The 21,999-nt window shown below is 65.2% G+C and carries 19 protein-coding genes; 9 read left to right on the top strand and 10 right to left on the bottom strand.

Features of this window, described 5'->3' with window-relative positions; genetic code table 11:
- Positions 1–32: 32 nt before the first annotated feature.
- Positions 33–926 (bottom strand): LysR substrate-binding domain-containing protein, encoded by an 894-nt coding sequence (locus CK215_RS07690; RefSeq protein WP_095830622.1) that lies wholly within the window; start codon positions 924–926, stop codon positions 33–35.
- Positions 927–1,093: 167 nt separating this feature from the next.
- On the opposite strand from CK215_RS07690, the gene CK215_RS07685 reads away from it, so the two are divergent.
- The 9 genes from CK215_RS07685 to CK215_RS07645 all read left to right on the top strand — a co-directional run bounded on the left by CK215_RS07685 (position 1,094) and on the right by CK215_RS07645 (position 11,812).
- Complete coding sequence (locus tag CK215_RS07685; protein WP_095830553.1) at positions 1,094–2,494, top strand: MmgE/PrpD family protein; 1,401 nt, start codon at positions 1,094–1,096, stop codon at positions 2,492–2,494.
- Complete coding sequence (locus CK215_RS07680; protein ID WP_095830552.1) at positions 2,484–3,725, top strand: FAD-dependent oxidoreductase; 1,242 nt, start codon at positions 2,484–2,486, stop codon at positions 3,723–3,725. The genes CK215_RS07685 and CK215_RS07680 overlap by 11 nt, the downstream gene beginning before the upstream one ends.
- A gap of 2 nt (positions 3,726–3,727) precedes the next feature.
- Positions 3,728–3,985 carry a sarcosine oxidase subunit delta gene (locus CK215_RS07675; RefSeq protein ID WP_095776339.1) on the top strand — a complete coding sequence of 86 codons (258 nt, stop codon included), beginning with the start codon at positions 3,728–3,730 and terminating at the stop codon, positions 3,983–3,985.
- On the top strand, positions 3,982–6,831 hold the full coding sequence (locus CK215_RS07670; protein ID WP_095830551.1) for a 2Fe-2S iron-sulfur cluster-binding protein: 2,850 nt from the start codon (positions 3,982–3,984) through the stop codon (positions 6,829–6,831). Before CK215_RS07675 ends, CK215_RS07670 begins: the two co-directional genes overlap by 4 nt.
- 86 nt (positions 6,832–6,917) lie before the next feature.
- Positions 6,918–7,433 (top strand): hypothetical protein, encoded by a 516-nt coding sequence (locus tag CK215_RS07665; RefSeq protein ID WP_170950246.1) that lies wholly within the window; start codon positions 6,918–6,920, stop codon positions 7,431–7,433.
- Positions 7,430–8,347, top strand: a complete 918-nt coding sequence (locus CK215_RS07660) for a dihydrodipicolinate synthase family protein (protein WP_095830549.1) — start codon at positions 7,430–7,432, stop codon at positions 8,345–8,347. The genes CK215_RS07665 and CK215_RS07660 overlap by 4 nt, the downstream gene beginning before the upstream one ends.
- Before the next feature lies 1 nt (position 8,348).
- Entirely contained in the window at positions 8,349–9,317 is a 969-nt protein-coding gene (locus CK215_RS07655) for a D-2-hydroxyacid dehydrogenase (protein ID WP_095830548.1), read from the top strand.
- Positions 9,318–9,330: 13 nt separating this feature from the next.
- Complete coding sequence (locus tag CK215_RS07650) at positions 9,331–10,875, top strand: trimethylamine methyltransferase family protein (protein WP_095830547.1); 1,545 nt, start codon at positions 9,331–9,333, stop codon at positions 10,873–10,875.
- Positions 10,876–10,909: 34 nt separating this feature from the next.
- On the top strand, positions 10,910–11,812 hold the full coding sequence (locus CK215_RS07645) for an SMP-30/gluconolactonase/LRE family protein (protein WP_164763720.1): 903 nt from the start codon (positions 10,910–10,912) through the stop codon (positions 11,810–11,812).
- Positions 11,813–11,890: 78 nt separating this feature from the next.
- Here CK215_RS07645 and CK215_RS07640 read toward each other — a convergent pair whose 3' ends face one another.
- From CK215_RS07640 to CK215_RS07600, 9 genes are read right to left on the bottom strand one after another with little or no spacing between them, the layout of a single operon-like run.
- Entirely contained in the window at positions 11,891–12,664 is a 774-nt protein-coding gene (locus tag CK215_RS07640; protein WP_095830546.1) for a glucose 1-dehydrogenase, read from the bottom strand.
- A 10-nt stretch (positions 12,665–12,674) separates the two neighbouring features.
- Positions 12,675–14,009 (bottom strand): dihydroorotase family protein, encoded by a 1,335-nt coding sequence (locus CK215_RS07635; RefSeq protein WP_095830545.1) that lies wholly within the window; start codon positions 14,007–14,009, stop codon positions 12,675–12,677.
- A gap of 8 nt (positions 14,010–14,017) precedes the next feature.
- Entirely contained in the window at positions 14,018–14,956 is a 939-nt protein-coding gene (locus tag CK215_RS07630) for a polysaccharide deacetylase family protein (RefSeq protein ID WP_095830544.1), read from the bottom strand.
- An 11-nt stretch (positions 14,957–14,967) separates the two neighbouring features.
- The gene (locus CK215_RS07625; protein WP_095830543.1) at positions 14,968–15,993 is read right to left on the bottom strand and encodes an NAD(P)-dependent oxidoreductase; all 1,026 of its coding nucleotides are present in this window, start codon (positions 15,991–15,993) and stop codon (positions 14,968–14,970) included.
- 29 nt (positions 15,994–16,022) lie between these two features.
- Complete coding sequence (locus CK215_RS07620) at positions 16,023–16,787, bottom strand: SDR family oxidoreductase (RefSeq protein WP_095781854.1); 765 nt, start codon at positions 16,785–16,787, stop codon at positions 16,023–16,025.
- Positions 16,784–18,034 (bottom strand): MFS transporter, encoded by a 1,251-nt coding sequence (locus CK215_RS07615; RefSeq protein WP_095830542.1) that lies wholly within the window; start codon positions 18,032–18,034, stop codon positions 16,784–16,786. Before CK215_RS07615 ends, CK215_RS07620 begins: the two co-directional genes overlap by 4 nt.
- Positions 18,031–20,109 (bottom strand): ABC transporter ATP-binding protein, encoded by a 2,079-nt coding sequence (locus CK215_RS07610; protein ID WP_095830541.1) that lies wholly within the window; start codon positions 20,107–20,109, stop codon positions 18,031–18,033. The genes CK215_RS07615 and CK215_RS07610 overlap by 4 nt, the downstream gene beginning before the upstream one ends.
- Positions 20,106–20,987 carry an ABC transporter permease gene (locus CK215_RS07605; RefSeq protein ID WP_245299494.1) on the bottom strand — a complete coding sequence of 294 codons (882 nt, stop codon included), beginning with the start codon at positions 20,985–20,987 and terminating at the stop codon, positions 20,106–20,108. Before CK215_RS07605 ends, CK215_RS07610 begins: the two co-directional genes overlap by 4 nt.
- Positions 20,984–21,997, bottom strand: a complete 1,014-nt coding sequence (locus tag CK215_RS07600; RefSeq protein ID WP_066989127.1) for an ABC transporter permease — start codon at positions 21,995–21,997, stop codon at positions 20,984–20,986. Before CK215_RS07600 ends, CK215_RS07605 begins: the two co-directional genes overlap by 4 nt.
- Positions 21,998–21,999 lie beyond the last annotated feature (2 nt).

Below are 21,999 nucleotides of genomic sequence, written 5' to 3'. Positions count from 1 at the left end.
TCCCCCGGACGGATGGTTGCCGAGCCGTCAGCCTAAACGGCTTCTACATGGGCGTTGGCTCGTTCCATGATCCACCCTCTGACGGTCCTCACCACGCTGCCTTTCGAGAGCTGGCTCTCCGAAAGATAATAGGTCCATGGACTGGCGGCTCGCACGGGGAAAGGCTCCACCAGAAGCCCGCGGCTGATATAGGTTCTCGCCAGCGAATATTGCGTGGCGACGCAGCCCGCGCCCATTGCCGCCAGTTCCAGCGCAATGTTCGAGGCGTTCGTGGTGATGCCTTTCTCATAATCCGAAATGTCGATCTGCAGCGCGTCGCCCATGCATTGCCAATATTCTTGGCGGCCATGCACGAAGATCCAGTCGACGTTGAGGATATCGCGCGGCGAGCGCAGCCCTTTCGGGCCGGACAGCAGGCCGGGTGCGCAGAGGATGGCGAGCTGGTCGTTCCACAGCGGAACGCCACTCGGCGGGCGGTCGTCGAAGCGGCGGGTCGAGATGGTGATGTCGGCGATCTGCTCGCTGAGGTCTTCCCAGATCGTGCCGTGCAGAACGACCTCGATCTCGGGATGGATTTGCCGGAACGCCGCCATGCAGCCGGCCAGCCAGTTTTCGGCCAGGCTCATCGGACAGGAGATGACGACCGTCCTGTTGCGCGAGGAGGCGACGATCGCCTCCGTGGCGTGATCGATCTGGTCGAGCGCCTGCCGCAGCGTCGGCAGGAAAGCCTCGCCCATTTCGGTCAGCTTCAGGCTGCGCGGATAGCGCACGAAAAGCTGCCGGCCAAGATAATGTTCCAGCCCCCGCACATGATTGCTGACGGCCGCCTGGGTATAGCCGAGCTCGTTGGCAGCAAGGGTGAAGCTGAGATGCCGCGCCGAACACTCGAACGAGCGGATATAGTTCAGTGGGGGTGGCGGCTTCATGCGATCGCTCCTTGGCAAAGCGAAAACTAGACCGGCTTCGTTGGCCTCCGCAATCGCCTTGACCCCGATTTTTTTGTGCGATGGCGCCAAACTAATTACATGCCTGGCCCATGAGACCAAATTATTCGTAGTTATCTTGGAGCGATCGGGACGCGAAAGGTGGCGCCATGGACCAGCGGTCGGCGGAAGGTGAGTCTGCTTCCACCGTATTTGCCCGTGTTGCCGACTTCGTGCTGCGCAGGTCGGCCGGCGCGTTCCCGCGCGACGTTCTGAAATCGGCAGCCCTGCAGTTCCTCGACACGATGGGCATTGCCATCGCCGCCGGCCCGATGCAGGCCGGACAAATCGCGCGCGATGCCGCGGTTATGCTCTACGGTTCCGGCGCCGACCGTCACGCGGCGAGGATGATCTTCGACGGCAGGCGCGCCAGCATGGCCGGCGCCGCCTTCGCGGCAGCGACCCAGACCGACAATCTCGACGGCCATGATGGTTACCCGCCGACCAAGGGGCACATCGGCGTGGCGGTTATCCCGGCGCTGCTTGCGCTCGCAGAAGAAAAGCCGGAGTTGACCGGCCCCGAGGCGCTTGCCGCGATCGTCGTCGGCTATGAGATCGCGGGGCGGGCCGGCATTGCGCTGCACGCAACCGTCTCCGACTATCACACCTCCGGCGCGTGGAATTCTCTTGGCGTGGCGGCGGTCGCGGCCCGCCTGCTTTCGCTTGACGACGATCAACTGCGCCATGCTTTCGGCATCGCCGAGTATCACGGACCGCGCAGCCAGATGATGCGCGAGATCGCAACGCCGACCATGCTGCATGACGGCTCAGGCATGGGGGCGCTGGTCGGGCTGTCGGCCGCCGTGCTTGCCGAAGCCGGTTTCGCCGGCGCGCCGGCGATCACTGTCGAGGCGCCGGAGGTCGCGGCACATTGGGATGACCTCGGCCGGTTCTGGCAGATGACCCGGCAATACATAAAACCCTATCCGGTCTGCCGCTGGGCCCATGCGGCGATCGACGCGACGCGCGCGCTTTGCCTGCAGCATGGGCTTCGGCCGGAAGACATACGCAAAGTCCATGTCAACAGCTTCCACTATGCGGCGACGCTGTTTGCCGGCATGCCGGACACGACATCAAAGGCGCAGTACAGCCTGCCCTTCGCCGTGGCCACGATGATCCTCCATGGTCGGATCGGCGTGGAGCACATTTCGGGCTCGGGTCTGCGCGATGCCGCCGTCGCGGACATGCTGAAGCGCGTCGAGGTGAACGAGGCGGCGAAGCACAGCGACCGTTTCCCCGCCGGGCGCTGGGCCGACGTGCAGATCGAGACGGTTGACGGCCGGCGGCTGGAGTCCGGAGATGTCCACGCACGCGGCGGCCCCGAAGCCCCGTTCAGCGAAGCCGATATCGTCGCCAAGTATATGGAGTTTGCGTCGCCCGTTCTCGGCTCGACCAGGGCCGCCGCGATCCGGGACGGTATTCTCGGCCTGACCGACGCCGACCGCCGGCTTTCCGAGCTGACCGCTCTGGTCTACGATCCTCCTGGCGGCCAGGGCAGCCATGCCGCTTAGGCTTCTCAAATACGGGCTTAGCCGCGACTACCCGGTGACGGGCGACATTCCTGCGACGCCTGAGCTGAAGCCGTCCTATGACGTGGTCATCGTCGGTGGCGGCGGGCATGGCTTGGCCTGCGCGCATTATCTGTCGAAATACCATGGTATCGCCAGCATCGCGGTGCTCGAAAAAGGCTATCTGGCCGGCGGCAATACCGCACGCAACACCACGACGATCCGCTCCAATTACATCACCCAGGAAGGCGTCGCCTTCTACAAGGAAGGCGTTTCGCTCTTCGAAGCGCTGTCGCAGGAACTCGACTTCAACGTCATGTTCTCGCAGCGCGGCCAGCTGACGCTCGCACACACGGAAGCGACGCTGCGCGCCTTCCATCTGCGCGCCGAGATGGGCAAGCATATGGGCACGCGCACCGAGGTGATCGACGCAAAAGAGGTCGAGAAGCTGGTGCCCGAACTCAACATGGATCGCGGCGGCGCGCTCGAGATCCTCGGCGGCCTCTGGCATGCCGATGGCGGCACGGCCCGCCACGATGCGGTTGCCTGGGGCTTCGCCGCGCAGGCCTCGCGCCGCGGCGCCGAAATCCACCAGCGCACCGAAGTTCAAGGCTTTGAGGTCGAGACCGGTCAGGTGCGTGCTGTGGTGACGAACCGCGGACGGATCGCCTGCGGCTCCGTGCTCATCGCCGCCGGCGGCATGAACTACGATGTTGCCATGATGGCCGGCGTGGAACTGCCGATCCGCTGCTACCCCTTGCAGGCAATGGTGACGCAGCCGCTGAAGCCCTGGCTCCACACACTGGTCTCGTCCGTGTCGCTGCACACTTATCTGGTGCAGTCCTCGCGCGGCGAGATCGTCATCGGTGGCGGCTCGGATCAGTACCAGCTCTATTCGACCCGCTCGACGCTGGACATGAAGGAGCATCTGGCGGAAGGCGCCGTGCATCTCTTTCCCTTCCTGCAAGGCGTTCGGCTGCTGCGGCAATGGGCCGGCATCACCGACATGACGCCGGACTACAGCCCGATCATGGGCGCCAGCCCGCTCGCCAATCTGTGGCTCGATTGCGGCTGGGGCACCTGGGGCTTCAAGGCGACCGCGGTCGCCGGCAAGCGCATGGCGGAAACCATCGCCAGGGGCCGGGTTCCCGACCTGCTGAAGCCGTTTGCGCTGGAGCGCTTCGAGAAGTTCCGACTGCTCAACGAAATGGGCGCCACGGCGGCGAGCCACTGACCATGAAGCTGCTTGACTGCCCCATGAACGGCCCGCGCAACATCGACGAATTCCAGTCCTTCGGTCCGCTGCGGCAGGGGCCCGATGCGGACGCTGCCGCCGACGCAGAGTGGGCAAGGCATCTCTTCCGCGCGGACAATCGAAAAGGTGTGGTGGTCGAGTGGTGGCGGCACGTGCCGAGCAACTTCTTCTTCCTCGCCGAGCGCGACGTCGTCACCAACGAGATCATCCGCACCTACGCCCCTGGGAGCCGGCCATGACGCGGCTTGGCACGCCATACGGCTCGCGCCTCGACCGGACGCGGCCTATCCGCTTCACCTTCGAAGGCAAGGCTTATCATGGCTTTGCCGGCGACTGCATCGCCAGCGCGCTGGCGGCCTCGGACCAGTGGGTCCTGTCGCGCTCGTTCAAATACCACCGGCCGCGCGGCATCATGACCATGGCCGGCGCGGAAGCGAACACGCTGGTGCAATTGCCGTCGGAGCCGAATGTTCCCGCCGACCTGACGCCGCTCCAGGACGGCATGATGGTGATGGCGCAGAACGTCAACGGCTCGCTGGAAAACGACCGCGATGCGGTGATCGACCGCTTTGGACGTTTCCTGCCGGTCGGCTTCTACTACCGCACCTTCATGGGTCCGAGACAGGACAGCTGGCTCCGCTTCTGGGAGCCGATGATCCGTCGCAAGGCGGGGCTCGGGATCGTCGACGTCAAGGCGCCGCATCTGAGTTTCGACAAGGCGCATCTTCACTGCGACCTGCTGGTCGTCGGCGCGGGGCCGGCGGGTCTATCGGCTGCGATCTCGGCCGCACAAGCCGGCGCCGACGTGCTGTTGTGCGACGACAATCCCGAAATTGGCGGTTCGCTGACCTATCGCCGCTGCGATCCGGGCATATTGTTCAGTCTGGCAGCCAAGGCAGCCAAGCTCCCCAATCTGCGCATCATGACCGGCACCATCTGCAACGGCTGGTATGAGGACAATTGGCTGCCGCTGATCCAGGGCAACCGGCTCTACCGAACCCGCGCCCGCGAGGTTGTCCTGGCGACAGGCGCCATCGAGCAGCCGGCGGTGTTCCGCAACAACGATCTGCCTGGCATCATGACCGGCGGCGCCGTGCAACGATTGCTCCGCCATTACGCGGTGCAACCTGGCCGGCGGGCAGTCGTGCTGGCCACCAATGACGATGGCTACGACTCCGCGCTGGATCTGGTCGAGGCTGGCGTCGAACTGGCCGCGATCGTCGATCCTCGGCCAAATGCCGGCGACCGCGCCGGTGAGCTTCGGGCCAGGGGGATAGGGATCCTCGCAGGCGCCCCGATCGAGGAAGCTTCCGGGACGCGCGGCAACAAGCACGTCGCGCGAGTCCGCATTGGCAGCCGCTGGATCGACTGCGATCTCGTGGCGGTCTCCGTCGCCTCGGTGCCTGCCTGGCAGTTGCCCTGCCATGCGGGGGCAAGGGTCGACTATGACGATGCGACGGCGCGAACGACGCTCAGTCTGCCGGAGGGCGCGGCCGTCCGGCTGGCAGGTGCCGTTGCCGGCAAATCGCGGTTGCAGTCTGCGATGGCCGACGGCCGCCGCGCCGCGCGCGAGGCTCTGGAGCGGCTCGGCCACGGCGATCCTCCTGACGTGCAGAACGAATACGAGCCCGAGCCAGCTGCCTGGGCACAACCGCTCGCCGGCAACGCAAAAGGTCGCGACTTCGTCGATTTCGATGAGGATCTGCAGGTCAAGGACCTGCGGAATGCGGTCAAGGAAGGCTATCGCGAACTCGAACTGGTGAAGCGCTTTTCCACCGTCGGCATGGGGCCTAGCCAGGGCCGCCATTCGGCGCTCGCCACGGCGCGGATCGTCGCCGAAGCGACGGAGCGTGGGGTTGGCGAGGTGGGCGTCACCACGGCGCGGCCGCCGACCGGACCGGAGAAGCTCGGCGTGCTCGCCGGCCATCACGAGCCGTTGGAGCGGCGCACCGCGCTGCATGCGCGCCATCTAGCACTCAACGCTCGCATGAAGCCGATCGGTGCCTGGTGGCGGCCGTATTTTTACGGGCCGGAAGACCGGATAGACCGCCTGGTCCGCGAAGAGATCGCCGCGGTCCGCAACGGCGTCGGCATGCTCGACGTGTCGACTTTGGGCAAGCTGGAGATCCGCGGTCCTGACGCCGGCGCCTTCCTCGATCGGATGTACACGATGGCGCATGCCAACCAGCGCGTCGGCCGCGTCCGCTACTGCCTGATGCTCAACGAGATGGGCACGGTTATCGATGACGGCGTCGCCTATCGTCTCGCCGATGACCTGTTCTACGTCACCGCGACGACCGGCGCCGTCGCCCGCGTGCAGGCCGACATGCTGTTCTGGAATGCGCAGTGGCGGCTGAAGGTCGACGTGCTCAACGTCACGGCAGCATTTTCCGGCATGAACGTCACCGGCCCGAAGGCGCGTGAGGTCTTGCAGGCGCTAGATGGCGACATCGATTTCTCGCGCGACGCTTTCCCCTATCTCCACGGGCGCGAAGGCATGCTGGCCGGCCTCCCGGTGCGTGTGATGCGGATCGGCTTCACGGGCGAGGTGAGCTACGAGCTGCACTGTCCTTCGAGCTATGCGGTCGCGCTGTGGGACGCTTTGTCCGAGGCCGGCAAGCCGCATGGCTTGCGTCCCTATGGACTCGAGGCCTCGCGCATGCTGCGGCTTGAAAAGGGGCATATCCTGATCGGCCAGGATACCGACGCGCTGACCACGCCCAACGAACTCGGTTTCGGCTGGGCGGTTTCGAAGAAGAAGCCCTTCTTCGTCGGCAAGCGGTCGATCGAGATGCGGACGAGGCTTGGCGACAGGCGCCGGCTCGTCGGCCTCTCTTTCGAGGGTGCAAGCAATATCCCCGGCGAGTCCTGCCTGGTGCTGCGCGGCGGCAACCCGGTTGGGCAGATCACTTCGATTGGCTTCTCGCCAACGCTTGGCCACACAATCGCGCTGGGCTATGTCCATATCGACGACGCTGCTCCCGGCAGCAAGGTCACGGTGAAGTGTCGCAGCGGCGAATTGGTGCAGGTGCCGGTGATCGGTCACGCCTTCGTCGATCCGCAGAACGTCCGGCAGGAGATGTAACGATGGCCGGTCTTGCCATGCGGACATTTCCCTTGTCGCCGAACGGCTCGGCCGCTGAAGCAGTTCTGCCAAATGGGCAGCTGATAGTGACCGATCTGACGGCCCGATCGCGCTTCGGCATCAAGGGTCCGGGCAGTTCAGCCTGGCTCGAAGCGCAGGGTCTCTCCCTACCGCCCGTCAATCGCATCGCCATACAGGGCGGCGTCAGGCTGCTAAGACTTGGCAGCGAAGATTTCCTGGCGATTGACGATATAGGGGCCGGTGGCGCCGCCGCAAAGCTAATTGCCGACTGGCAGGCCGAGAAGGACCCGCGCGGCTATTGGTCCTGGCGCGAGGAGGGCTGGAGCTGGATGCGACTTTCCGGCCAGTCGGCAGAAGCGGTGATGGCGAGGATTTGCGCACTGGACCTCAGGCCTGCCCGTTTTGCCGATGACGAGATCGCGCAGACGCGCGTCGCCCATCTCGAAGCCGTGCTTGTGCGCAGCGTGGGGGGCTTCGACATCTTCTTCGACATCGCCTCGACAGCATTCTTTATCAGAACAGTCGACGCGGCGGCGCAGCTCGCCGACGGCGACACGACGACCCGGGAGAACCATCGATGAACAGCGTACAAGGCGTCATTGCGCCCATCCTGACGCCCTTCGACAAAGACGGCAGCGTCGCCCGCGATCTGTGGGTCAACCATGCGAAATGGGTGCTTGCCCAGGGCGCGCATTACCTTTCGCCCTTTGGCACGACCGGCGAGGCGCTCTCGCTGTCGCCGCGTGAACGCATGCAAGCCCTGGAGTGGCTGGCCGAGGCCGGCATCCCGGCCGATAAGATGATGCCGGGCACAGGCGTTACCGCGCTGCCCGAGACGCTCGAACTGAGCCGGCATGCCCTGGAAATCGGCTGCGCCGGCGTCATGGTGCTGCCCTCGTTCTTCTACACGGCGGCGGGCGATGACGGGCAGGCGCGCTACTATTCGGAACTGGTCGAGAAAGTCGCCAGCCCGAAGCTCAAGCTGATCCTCTATCACATCCCGCAGAATTCCGGGGTGTCGGTATCGCCGGCGCTGACGGCGCGGCTCAACGCGGCATTTCCCGAAACCGTTGTCGCCTACAAGGACAGTGCCGGGAACTGGGACAACACCGCCGCCGTGATCGCGGCGGCGCCCAACGTATCCGTCTTCCCGAGTTCCGAAGGCCAGCTTACCCAAGGCCTGGCCGCCGGCGCGGCGGGCTGCATTTCCGCTTCCGTGAACCTCAACGCCAGGGCTATACGCGCCGTGTATGACGGCGCCCGCGCCGGCCGCGACGTCTCGGCCGCCGATGCCGCCATAAAGGAATTTCGAAAGGCGGTTCAGACCGCCGGGCTGATCGGCGGCATGAAAGCGGCACTTGCCGTGCGCTCCGGCGACCAGCGCTGGCTCAATCTGCGCGCGCCGCATGAGAACACCAGCCCGCAGGCAGGCAAGGCTTTGCTCGAGGCGCTGGGTCCTCTTGCCGATCACATTCCAGGTCCGAGGCGGGGCTGAAATGTCCGCGCGGCCGACAATCATCGTCAGCAGCGACGCTCCGGACGGGCCGATTGCGGTGCTGGCGGAAACCCATCCAGATATCAGGGTGCTTGGCTGCGACAGCTACGAGGCGCTTCCCGACCTGATTGCGGACACCGGCGCCGAGGTGGTGTTCACCATCAAATTCGACCGGGGATCGCGCTATCCGCGTGCGGCGCTGGTCGAGAGCCCGACCGTGCGCTGGGTTTCGGTCGGCGGCTCCGGCACCGATCACCTGCGCCCCTGGGATCCGACCAAGGTGACGATAACCAACGCAGCCGGCGTCGCCGCCGACATGATGGCCGAATATGTCTTCGGCGCGATGCTTTCCTTCTCGCTCGGCCTGCGCGGCTTCGCGCGCGGGCAGGCTGCCAGGAGTTGGACGGCCGGCAAGGTCGAGCCGATCCAGGGCAAGACGCTGCTGATCCTTGGGCTCGGCAAGACAGGGCAGGCGGTCGCCGCCCGGGCCCGGGCCTTCGGCATGACGACCCTGGGTGTGCGCGCCAGCCCGAAACCGACCGACCACATCGATGAGGTGCACGGCATGGCCGACCTGCCCAGCCTGTGGGGCCGTGCCGATTTCATCTTGTGCGCCGTGCCGCTGCTCGAAAGCACACGTGGCATTGTGGGCAGCGAGGCCTTTGCGGCGATGAAGCCCTCGGCGGTGCTGATCGACGTTTCCCGCGGCGGCGTCGTCGACGAGGCGGCGCTCCTTGCGGCGCTCGACGGCGGCCGGATCAAGGGCGCGGCGCTCGACGTCTTCGCCGTCGAGCCGCTGCCGCCGGCGCATCCGCTGTGGGGCTACGAGAACGTGATCGTCACGCCGCATTGCTCGTCCGTCTACGACGGCTGGGACGTGAAGTCGGCACGCATGTTTGCCGAGAATCTCGCCCGCTACCGGCGCGGCGAGCCTTTGGCGAATGTCGTGGATCCGGGACGCGGCTATTAAGGAGGAAAGGCCGATGACAGCGCATGACAGGCGGAGCGGCGGACGGCGCACCAGAGCGGCCGGGCGCAGTGGCGGCGGCATTGCGCAACTGCCCTGGCAGCGCGTCACAAACCCTTACGCGCCGATGCAGATCCTCGACGAGGAGCAGATGGACAAGCTCCACCGCACCTCGATGCGCATCCTGTCCGAACTCGGCATCCGCGTCATGGGCGAGAAGGTGCTGGGCATCTTCGAGGCCGCGGGCGCCATCGTTGATCGGGCCGAGAACACGGTGCGGATCGACGAGAGCATCGTCAGGGAAGCGCTAAGGAACGCGCCATCGTCCTTCTCGCTAACCTCGCGCAATCCGGACAAGCAGATCCGCATCGGCGGCAATTCGCTGGTGTTCGGGCTGGTCGCCGGGCCGCCCAATGTGCATGACCGCATCAACGGCCGCCGGCAGGGCAATCTGGCTGACTATGAGAACTTCATCCGCCTCGCGCATCATTTCAACGCCATCCATATCATCGGCAACCAGGTGGTGGCGCCTATGGAGCTGCCTGCGAATTCGCGCCATCTCGACACCTATCGCGCCAATCTCACGCTGTCGGATCTGAGCTTCCATTGCTCGGCGATCGGCCGCGGCCGCGCCATGGATAGCATCGCCATGACGGCGATCGCACGCGGCACGACCATCGAGGCACTGCGCAATTCGCCGGGGGTCACGACGATTATTTCCGTCAACTCGCCGCGCCTGTTCGACGAGGCGATGGCCGAAGGCCTGATCGCCATGGCCGAGCACGGCCAGCCGGTGACGATCACGCCCTTCACCCTGATGGGCGCCATGACCCCCGTGACGCTGGCCGCGGCTCTTGCGCAGCAGAATGCCGAGGCCCTGTTCGGCGTGACGCTGACGCAGCTGGTCAATCCCGGCACGCCGGTGATGTATGGCGCCTTCACGTCCAATGTCGACATGCGCTCCGGCGCGCCTGCCTTCGGCACGCCGGAGAACGCCAAGGCCAACATCGTCGCCGGACAGCTGGCGCGGCGCTACAACCTTCCTTACCGCACCTCCAACGCCAATGCCTCCAATGTGGTCGACCTGCAGGCGGCCTATGAGACCGAGATGGCGACCTGGGGCGCGGTGCTCGGCGGCGCGAACCTGATCTATCACGCCGCCGGATGGCTGGAGGGCGGGCTGACAGCCTCCTACGAGAAGCTCGTCCTCGACGTCGAGATCCTGCAGAACATGATGGAGTTCCTGCGGCCGATGCCGTTCGAGGAGGACGACCTCGGCTTCGAGGCGATCAAGGCCGTGCCGACCGGCGGACATTTCTTCGGGTCGGAGCACACCATGGCGCGCTACGAGACCGCCTTCTACCGGCCGATGCTGTCCAATTGGCAAAATTACGGCAGCTGGCAGGAAGCGGGCGGCCACGATGCGCTGGAGCGGGCGACGCAGCTTTGGCAGCAGGCACTCAGCGACTACGAGGAACCGGTTATGGATCCAGCCATCCGCGAGGCGCTGGACGCCTATGTGGCGCGCCGCAAGGAGGAGATCGGCGCCGGCGAGCCCTAAGCGCCTGGAGTTCAACGAAAGAAAGGGGAAGCGCATGACAAGACAGCATTTGCTGGGCACAGTGTTAGCCCTCGCTCTTACCGCATCGGCACACGCCGCGAACGTCAAGGTGATCAATGACGACGCTTGGTTCGCCGAGGGCCCGATCTGGTACCAGGACAAGCTCTTCTACGTCGAATACGGCCGCGGCACTGTGGACGTTTGGGACGGCAAGAAGAACGCGATTTTCTGGAAGATGGATGGCTGCGGCCCTTCGGCCGTGCTGCCGACCGCGACGGGCGAATTCGTCGTCACCTGCTACGACAACAACACGATCGGCCGCATCTCGGCCGACGGCAAGACGCTGCCGGCCTACGACAAGGACACCGACGGCAAGCCGTTCAGCGGCCCCAATGATTTCGCGCCGGACAAGGAGGGCGGCATCTACTTCACCGGCTCCGGCAAGGGCGGTCCGCTGATCGACGCGTCGGCCTACTACATCGGCAAGGACGGCAGCGTGAAGAAGGTGGCTGGCGACCTGCACAATGCCAATGGGCTGGTCATGTCGAACGACGGCAAGATGCTCTACCTGGTCGAAACCGAGGACAACCGCATCATCGAGTTCGACGTCGGGGCCGATCACAGCTTGAGCAACCGTCGCGTCTTCCTTCGGCTCGACGATCTGTTCCCGAACCAGCCGCATATCTGGCCGGACGGCATCAAGATGGACAAGGCTGGCGAGATGTATATCGGCCAGAGCCCGCGCTCGCTCGACGCTCCGGGCAAGATCATAGTGGTGGACAAGGACGCCAAGCTCTTGCGCACGCTTTCGGTGCCGTCGCCGTCCATGCCGAACTTCGCCTTCGGGCCCGATGAAAAGGAGCTTTACGTGATGGCCCTCGACCAGATCGATGCAGCACCTTGGCACGGCAAGGTCTACGAAGTGCCGAATAAGTAGCTGCGATCGTCGTGATCGTCGCATAGGAAAGGAGGCCGGCCGCTTTGCAGCCGGCCTTTGCTTTCGCGCGATGACCGCTCAGCCGGCCATCCAGCCGCCGTCCACCATCAGGTTGATCCCGGTGACGTATGTCGCAAGGTCGCTGGCCAGGAAAAGCGCCGCGCCGGCGACATCGTTCGGCTCGCCAAGCCGCGGCCATGGCGTGCGGCGGCGCGAATAGTCGAGCGCATCGGGGTCGTTGGCGATGCCCGGCTTGCCGGTGATGATCTTGCCGGGAGCTATCGCATTGCAGACGATCAGGTCGTCGGCGTGATCGACCGCGATCTGGCGCGTCATCTGCACGATCGCGCCCTTGCTGACCGAATAGGGGAAATCGCCCGGGCAGGCGACCATACCGTGCTGCGAGGCGATATTGATGATGCGCCCGCGTACGCCGTTGACCGGCTCCTGCTTGAGCATTTGCAGAACCGCCTGTTGCGAGCAGTAGAAGAAGCCGGTGACGTTGACGTCGATCACCTTCGCCCATTGCTCCGGCGTGGTCTCGAGCAGATTGGTCGAGGTGTAGATCGCGGCGTTGTTGACCAGGATATCCAGCCGCCCGAACCGGTCCACCGCCTGCCGCATCATGGTTATGACGGCCTGCTGATCGGCAATGTCCGTGGTGATGAAGATCGCCTCACCGCCAGCCGCTTCGATCAGCCGGACCGATGTCTCGCCGCCTTCGATAGGCCCCTCGCGCGTATCGGCGATCACCACCTTCGCGCCGTCTTGCGCGTAGCGTTGCGCGATGGCGCGGCCGATGCCGGAGCTCGCGCCGGTGACAATGGCAACCTTGCCGTCCAGAAGACCCATCTTGCCCGCCTCAGCTTTCCCGCCGCACCACTTGGCCTTGTCCCGACTTGACCAGCGCGCCGTCACGCATGATTTCCTCGCCGCGCAGGAACACCTGCCGCAAGCTTGCTGAAATGCTCCAACCGTCAAACGGCGTGTAGCCGGCCTTTGATTTCTGGTCGGCATCGCGGATGGCAAAGGTTCGCGTCGGGTCGATGACGAGGATGTCGGCATCGTGGCCGACGGCCAGCCTGCCCTTGCGCCGGCCAAGCCCGAACCGGTCGGCCGGATTGGCCGCGCACAGGCGCGCGATGTCGCGCAGCCCAATCAGGCCTTCGTCGACGAGCTTGAGCATGACGGAGAGCAGCGTCTGCAGTCCGGGCATACCGCCCGGGATGTGCGCGAAAGCCGGATAGTCGGCGGCCTTCTCGGCAGGGCTGTGTGGCGCGTGATCGGTGGCGATGACGTCGATCAGCCCGGCCGCTACAGCCTCGCGAAGCCGCTGCACATCTTGCCTCGGCCGGAACGGCGGTGATCCCTTCAGTCGCGCGCCTCGCTTTTCGTAGTCGTCCGCGCAGAAGAACAGGTTCTGGGGTGTCGTCTCGACGCTGGCATCGGCAAGATCGCGCAGGCGCCGCCAGGTCTCGACGCCGAGCGCCGAGTTGATCTGGCGGACATGAACGCGCGCGCCGGTCTCGGCCGCCGCCAGCAGCGCCCGCGCGATGCCATTGGCCTCGGCCAGTGGTGGCCGGCTTTCGCGGAACGCTGCGATGTCGCCAGAATGAACGCGCGCGGCGCTGCCCACGAGCAGCGATTGATCGCCGGGCGAGATGCCGACGATCGTCTTGAGCGAGCTCATCCGCTTGAGCGCGTGAAGAACGGTGTCCACCGTCGGAAAAAGAAACGGCTCTGGGACATCCGCCGTGAAAAGCTCGAACGACACCGGGGCAAGCGCCGCGAGCCTTTCGAGACTGTCCAGCCTCTCGCTGACAACAGCCTGGAAGCCGACATCGACGTTGAGCTTGCCTTCGGCCATCGACATCTTCTCGGCAAGCTGGTCTGCCGTCGCCGTCCAGGGCTCGTCGGTCGGCATGTCGAGCACCGTCGTCACGCCGCCGAGCGCGGCCGCATGCGTGCCCGACGATAAGTCTTCCTTGTGGGTCAGTCCCGGTTCGCGCAGATGCGCGTGCGCATCGACGAGACCGGGCAGCAGCATACAGCCGCTTGCGTCGATCACCTTCCGTGCTTCGGCCGCGTCTCCTGGCTGGATCAGGGCCGCGATCCTGCCGGCGTTGATGGCAATGTCGCGGCGGGCTTCGCCCTCCGCGTTGACGATCGTCGCGCCGGTGATGAGGGCTTCGAACATTCCGCTGTTCAGCCGGCACGCTTGCCGGCAAACGTCCGGTGATTGTCCAGCCAGTACCGCGCGATGTCGGCGCGCCGCATGAAGATCGCCCCCGGCGTCTTTTGCACGTGCTCGATCACCTCGCGCAGGCCGGACGCCCGGTTCGGCTGACCCATCCAGCGCGCGTGCACGCAGATGTTGAGCATCCGTCCGCCCGTCTCTTCCGCCTCCCAAAGCATGTAGTCGATGGCCGAGCGGCAATCCTCGGCGAAGTCGCGCGGATTGCTGTAACCCGGCGCGATGAGGAAGCGGCTGTCGTTGAGCGTCTTGGAATAGGGCACGACCAGGATTTTCTCCTCACCATGGTCGACGAAATAGGGCAGCTCGTCGTTGCAGGGATCGGAATGGTAGAGAAAGCCGCCCTCGCGCACCAGCAGATCGCGGGTGTTGACGCTTGGAAACGAGCGGCAGTTCCAGCCGAGCGGGCGCCGGCCAAGCACCTTCTCGTAAAGCGCGATCGCTTCGTGCAACTGCCGCTCCTCTTCCTCGCGCGGCATGCCGGGATAATCGGTCCAGCGCAGCCCGTGACCGAGCAGGTCGTGGCCGCGCGCATTCATCCATTCGGCGACGGCGGGATTCTTTTCCAGCGCCACCGCGCAAGCGGAGACCGTGATCGGCACATCGTAGCGGTCGAACAGCCGAGCCAGCCGCCAGACGCCGGCGCGGCTGCCATATTCGAAATGCGTTTCGGTGCCGAGGTCGCGATGCGGTGAAAGGCCGGGGTTGTTGTACTCGCCCCAATTGTCGTTGCGGCCGTCATCCAGCCAGTTGTACTCCGACCCTTCCTCGTAGTTCAGCACGAGATTGATCGCGACTTTCGCGCCGTCCGGCCAGGTGACATAGGGCGGGTTCGGTCCATAGCCGACGAAGTCGCGCGGCTGGACCGGTTGTGAGGCAGCGCTTGTCATGGCAATCCCTCTCACTTCGTCTCGTTGGCCGAAATCCAGTCCATATAGGCGTGAAACGCCTGCTTGCCCGGGCGCGGCCGCCATGCCGTATCACGCATGATCCTCGCGATGTCGTAGGCGCCCCACATGCCGCCTTTCAGCGACACGTCCTGTACGATATTGGCGTCTTCTCCGGGCGTCACCTCAACCTTCAGCGCCGGAACGCGCTCCTTTGCCCAGGCGATGATCTCGCCGATGGTCTGGCTGGAGCCGGAGCCGATATTGTAGTGGCGGTAATTGAGGCGCGGCGCATCGAGCAGCGCGAGGATCGCGGCAGCGACATCGGTCGAGGCAAGATAGTCGCCCACCGGCTCCAGACTGTTCGGCCGGATCGTTTCGCCGGCCAGGGCCATGTGCGCAACACGGTTGGGGACATGGCGGAAGTTGCGGCTCTCGGTCGCGCGATCCATCGGGCCGTAGACGGAAGCAAGCCGGACCGAAACCGCCGACAGGCCGAACAGGTCGGCATAGCGGTTGGTCACCATCTCGGAGGCGAATTTTGAGATGCCGTAAAGCGTCAACGGCGCGACGTAGCCGTCCTCCGGCAGCGGCTCGCCGCTCCAGTCGGGGCCATTGTGTCGATAGATGGCTCCCGAGCTGACATAGATGAAGCGCTTCACGTTGGCCTGCGCGCGTGCCCATTCGAGCATGCGCACTGTGCCCATGAGATTGACATCGACGATGCGAGCCGGGTCCTCGGCCTCCGGCTGGCGCTTGGCCTCCGAGGCGCTGCCGCGCGAAATCGGTGTGATCGTCGCGCCATGTACGATCGCGGTGATGTGCTCGTTGTCGAGTGCGGCGGACCACCCCGCCGGGTCGAGGATATCCGCGCTGATCACTTTGAGCCGGTCGCGCACCGGAGCGAAATGCCTTTCGGCCGCGGCGTCGAGGCCGGCGCGATCCAGGATGACGGCGCGCGCGGCAGGGTCGCGGTCCAGCCAGGCACGCGCCACCACACTCATGACGAAGCCGGTGCCGCCTGTGACGAGAAGGGTCATGTCTTGAAGCCTCCTATGCTGGAATGGATTCAACGCACCGCATAGCCGCCATCCACCAGGAGGTCGGTGCCGGTGACGAAGGAAGCGTCGGACGAAAGCAGAAAGGCGCAGGCGGCTGCGATCTCTTCGGGCTCGGCAATTCGTCCGAGCAGATGCGCAGGCCCTAGACCCTTGTCGGCCGCCTCCAGACTGGGCCAGCGCTGCAGCAGGCGCGCGGTCGCGACCGCTCCCGGTGACAGGCTGTTCACCCGGATGTTCTGATCCGCATGGTCGACGGCCATGGCCTTCGCCAGATGCACAAGCCCCGCCTTCGCCGCGCAATAGGCCACCGCCTTGCCGACGGCGACGCGCGCGAATTGCGAGCCGATGAAGACGATCGACCCGCCGCCGCTCGATGCCATCAGCGGCACGGCGAATTTGGAGATCAGGAACGCGCCGGTCAGGCTGACGTCGAGTTCCAGCCGCCACTTGTCCACTCCAAGGTCGGCGACGGTGCCGTCGGTCGAGGGAGCCGCGGCGTTGTGGACCAGACCGTCCAGCCGGCCGAATGCTTGAGCTGTCGCGTCGACAGCATCTTGGACCGAGTCCGGATCGGTGACATCACAGTCGACAGCCAGAGCATTCGGCCCAAGGCTGGCGGCAAGCGCCTTCGTCGATGCCGTGTCCCGATCCGAGCAGGCGACACGGGCTCCCTCGTCGGCGCAGCGGCGCGCGATCGCCGCGCCGATGCCGCTCGCGGCGCCCGTGATCAGAACGAACTTGCCATCCAGACGGTGGGGAAGGGCGCTGTTCACGGCTCGCCTCCGCACGGCTGCGCAACCGCTACACTGGCCGGGCGCCGCCGCAGATTGATGCAAGCCGCAACCGCCACCAGAATGCCGCCTGTGCCGAGCACGAACAGCATGGCCTGCGGCGCGGTACGCTCCATCAGTCCGGCGGCGAGACCCGGCGTCAGGATGTTGCCGACCGTATAGAGCAGAAGCAGCGTCCCCGAAGCGGCCACCATGTGCCGGCTGTGCATGCGCGAATTGGCGAAGGCTATGGCCACAGGATAGACCGTGAGCGCGGTTGCTCCATAGAGGAAGAACAGCAGGAAGAGCAGCGGCAGCGGCCCGCTGCCCAGCCAGGCGATCGACGCGCATAGCGACACGGAAAGCAGTCCCTGGACAAGCAGCATGATGCGCCTGTCGAACCGGTCGGACAGCCATCCTATAGGCGTCTGCGCCAGCATGCCGGCAACGCTGACGGTCGTCACCAGGCCGACAGTGGCGGCGGCGGACAGTCCGATCTTGGCGCCGTAGATCGGCGTCAACACGAAAATGTTCATGTTGGTGATGCCTGCCTGGAAGATGCTGACCACCGTTACCGGAGCGAGACGCAGCAACTGGACGACGCCATAGCGTTCGTCCTGCGCCGGGATATCGGCCAGGGACGGCTCGGTTTGCTCGGCGGGCAGGGCAGGCCAAGGCCTGGAGACAAACCGTGCAAGCGCCGACAAGAGCACCGTCGCCGCGCTGACGGCGAACAAATGCGGCGAATGCGCGCCGACGACCTCCAGCAAAAGCTGTCCGAACAGCACCGCGACCGCCGTCGTCAGCATGTAGATGGAAAACAGCCTGCCGCGATTGTGCTGGTCTGCATAGAGGTTGATCCAGCTTTCGCAGACAACGAACATTGCCGCCATGGCAAGCCCGCCGAGCAGCCGGAAGCAAAGCCATGCCGGCATGAAATCGGTGAGCGCGAACCCCGCGGCGGCGAGGCTTGCAAGCACGGTTATGGCGAAGAAGGCGCGCTCATGGCCGACGCGCGACACCAGCGGACGCGCGATGAGGCAGCCGATGAGAAACCCGACCGGATAAGCGGTCAGCACCAGTTGCACTTCGGAAGGGTCGATTCCCGGCGCGCTCAATGCCAGCGAGACCGTGGTGGTCAGCATGGCGCTGCCGGTGCCGGCCAGGCAGATGCGCGCCATGATCGGCAGGATGGCGCGCGACCGTTCGGCCTGACGCCAGAGGCGGCCTAGTGAAGCTGGCCTCGTCATGAACGGTCGCTCGCCTCGTCCGGATGCCTGGGACTGTCCAGCGCATCCACCGGAATGTGGCAAGCGATCTCGTGCGTGGCGGACATCCTGCGGATCGGTGGCGGTTCCCTGTCGCAGATCGAACCCAGCTTGCGATGGCAGCGGCTGGCAAAGCGGCAGCCGCGCGGCACATCGACGGGGCTCGGCGTGTCGCCGGTCAGCGTGATGCGGTTGCGCTCTGCCCCTTCCGGTTTGGTGCTGCGGATCGCCGAGATCAGCGCCTCGGTGTACGGATGAGTCGCACCGCCGAAGATCTCCTCGACGGTGCCTTTTTCCATCACCTTGCCGAGATACATCACCACGACCTTGTCGGCGACGTGGCGCACCAGCGCCAGGTCATGGCTGATGAACAGCATCGTCGCATGCCGGGTCTTCTGGATGTCGAGCAGCAGCGTCACCACGGCCGCCTGCACGGAGACATCCAGCGCCGACACAGGCTCGTCGGCGACGATCAGCGACGGATCGGAGGCGAAGGCGCGGGCGATGGCGATGCGCTGCTTCTGCCCGCCGGACAACTGGCTCGGCCGGCGGGCGGCGAAGTCCGGCGAAAGCCGGACCATCTCCAGCAGCTCGCGCATGCGCTGGTCGATGGCCGCCTTGCCCTTGCGGATGCCGAACTTCTTCAGCGAGCGACGGATCGAGAAGCCGGCGCTGTGCGACGGATTGAGCGTCGAATCCGGATTCTGGAACACCATCTGGATCGATTGCAGCAGGGGCTTCGGCCGCGCGCTCGCTTCGATCGCGGCGATGTTTTCGCCAGCCATGCGGATTTCGCCCGAAGTGGCGCGGTCGAGGCCGGTGACGATACGCGCCAGGGTCGACTTGCCGCAGCCGGATTCGCCGACCAGCGCGACGATCTCGGCCTTGCCGGCCTCGAAGGATACGGCCTCATTGGCCTTCAGCGTCTTGTGGTAACCGAGGTGATAGAACTTGGTGATGTCGGAGAAAGTGATCTCGGCTGCCGGTGCCGCACTCTCGCCGGATAGCGGCGGAAGCTCCCGATGAGCCACCTCGAGTTCGGGCCAGCGCACGCAGCGCACAACATGCCGCTCGCCGACCGGTTCCAACGTCATGCCAGCCCGGTCGCACAGGCCGGCGCGGAAACCGGCGCAGCGCGGACCAAACAGGCAGCCGCGCGGCCGCTCCGACGGCAGCGGGATATTGCCCGGAATGGCGGCAAGCGTGCGGCTGTGCTTGCCCTGCCCGATATCGGGAATGCAGTCGATCAGCCCTTGCGTGTAGGGATGGCGTGGCCGGCCGAACAGCTCGCGCGTCGGCGCCTCCTCTACCAGCTCGCCGGAATACATGATGCCGACCCGGTCGCAGCTTTCGGCGATCAGACCGAGATTGTGCGAGATGAACAGCAGGCTGGTTCCATAGCGACGGCGCAGCTCGCCGATCAGATCGATCACCGCCGACTCCACCGTCACGTCGAGACCGGTGGTCGGCTCGTCGAGCAGGAGCAGCGACGGCCGCCCGAGCAGCGCCATGGCGATGACGACGCGCTGCTGCTGGCCGCCCGAAAGCTGGTGCGGATAGCGCTTCAGCATGTCGCCGGCATCGGGCAGGCGCACGTCCTTCAGCATGGCGGCTGCCATGTCGAGCGCCTCGACGCGACTTGCGCCGAGATGAAGCATCGGCACCTCGGCAAGCTGCGCGCCGATCGTTTTGACCGGATTGAGCGCGCTCATCGGGTCCTGGTAGACCATGGCGATGCGCCGCCCGCGTATGGCGCGAAGCTTATGCGCCGGTGCGTTGACCAGTTCCTCGCCTTCGAAGCGGATGCTGCCGCCGGCGACGACGCCTGTCGCACCGAGATAGCCCATGATCGCCATCGCCGTGGTGCTCTTGCCGCAGCCGGATTCGCCGACCAGCCCGAAGCTTTCGCCGGGCTTCACCTCGAAAGACAGCTTCGGCACCGCAACGATCGTCTCGGCCTTCCCGCGAAACTCGATGCGCAGATCTCGGACAGCGAGGAGCGGCGTCTCGGACGCACGCTCGCCTTGCGTCGAAATCGGCTCGGCGACCATCGTCATGGCTTCCAGGCCTCCCGCAGGCCGTCGGCCAACAGGTTGAAACCCAGAACCAGGCTGACGATGGCGATTGAGGGCAGCACCGACATCAACGGCCAGACGTTGAGCACCGTCGTGCTTTCCTTGACCATGCCGCCCCAGTCCGGGTTGGGCGGCGGCAGGCCAAGGCCAAGGAAGCCGAGAATGCCGATGGTGATGATGGTGTAGCCGATGCGCAGACAGGCATCGACGATCAGCATGCCGCGGCAGTTGGGCAACAGCTCGACAAGCATGATGTATAAAGTACTTTCGGCGCGCAGCCTTGCGGCGGCGATGTATTCCTGCTCCTTCAGGCCGAGTACCAGCCCGCGCGTTATTCGCCCGATTCCTGGCGCCGAGGCGATCGTCGTGGCGATGACGATGTTGATTATCGATGGCCCGATATTGGCGATCAGGATGACGTAGAGGACCAGCACCGGGAAGGCGAGGATGATGTCGGAAAGGCGGCTGATCACGGCATCGATCCAGCCGCCGTAATAGCCGGCGATCATGCCGAGCGTGATGCCGACGATCATGGCGACCGCGACCGAAAGCGGCGCGACGACCAGCACGGTGCGGGCGCCGAAGATCAGGCGAGACAGCTCATCGCGGCCGAGAATGTCGACGCCGAGCCAATGCGCCGCCGATGGCGTCGGGTCGGCTAGCGCCATGACATCCTGCTCGGTCGGAGAATAGAGCGGCAGCACCGGTGCGAGGATCGCCGCAAGCACCCAGAAGCCGACCAGGAACAGCCCGACCAGTGCGGTAGGCGAGCGCAGGATGCGCGCCCATTTGAGGCGTGCCCTGCCCGTTGCCTTGACGGCTGTCGCCTCCATCGCTCTCTGCTCGACCAGTGCGCTCATCGCAATCTTATGCGTGGATCGAGCAGCATGTAACCGAGATCGCCGACGAATTGCGTCGTGACCGCGATGGCGACGGTGATCAGCGTGGCCGCCTCGATGGTCGCGATGTCGCCGAATAGGCTGGCATCGAGCAGCAGCCGACCGAAGCCGGGATAGGCGAAAACGAGTTCGGTCACCACCACGCCGCTGATCAGGAAGTTGATCTGCAGGAGCAGCACCGTGAACGGGGCGATCATCGCGTTTCGCAGGGCATGGCCGATGACGACCTGGCGTGTGCTCATTCCCTTCAGTACCGCGGTGCGGATGAAGGGCTTTTCCATCACCCCGATCATGGACACGCGGATCATGCGCGCGACATAGCCGAAATCATAGATGACGAGCACCGCCACCGGCAGCACGAGCTGCGAGGGAACGGACCAGCCGCCCTCTGTATCGAGCGGGCTGGTGCCCGGCAGCACCGGCCAGAGAATGACGAATAGGGTGACCAGAAACACGCCCGACGCGAATTCCGGGATCGAGGTGAAGGTTATGCAGATCACCGACAGGAGCCGGTCGAGCACGCCGCCTTCCTTCAGGCCGGATAGGATGCCGAAGACGATCGACAGCGGCACGATCAGCAGAAAGGCCAGCCCGGCCAGGATCGCCGTATTGCCGAGCCGGTTCCAGATGACGTCGTTGACGGGCAGCTTGTTCAGCGTCGAATAGCCGAAATTGCCGAAATACTGCGCGCCGCGCGGATCCTTGAAATTGAGCCCGGTGCTCGGGTCCTGGAGCGGATCCGGAATGATGCCGAGCAGCACGCCCGCCCAGCGCCCGTAGCGCACCAGCAGCGGATCGTCGGCCCTCAGCTTCTTGGTCAGGAAATCGACCTGCTCTTGCGTCGCGAACGGCCCGAGCGATTTGCGCGCGACGCTGCCCGGGGTGAACTCGCAGACGGCGAATACCAGAAACGACGCCGCGACCATGGTGAGCAGCATCATCGCCAGCCGTTTCGCCACGAATATTGCCATCA

It is taken from the genome of Mesorhizobium sp. WSM3864, from assembly GCF_002294955.1.
Taxonomy (GTDB): Bacteria; Pseudomonadota; Alphaproteobacteria; order Rhizobiales; family Rhizobiaceae; genus Mesorhizobium.
The sequence above is the reverse complement of the archived record's forward strand: the minus strand, read 5'-3'. Positions and strand labels throughout refer to the sequence as shown.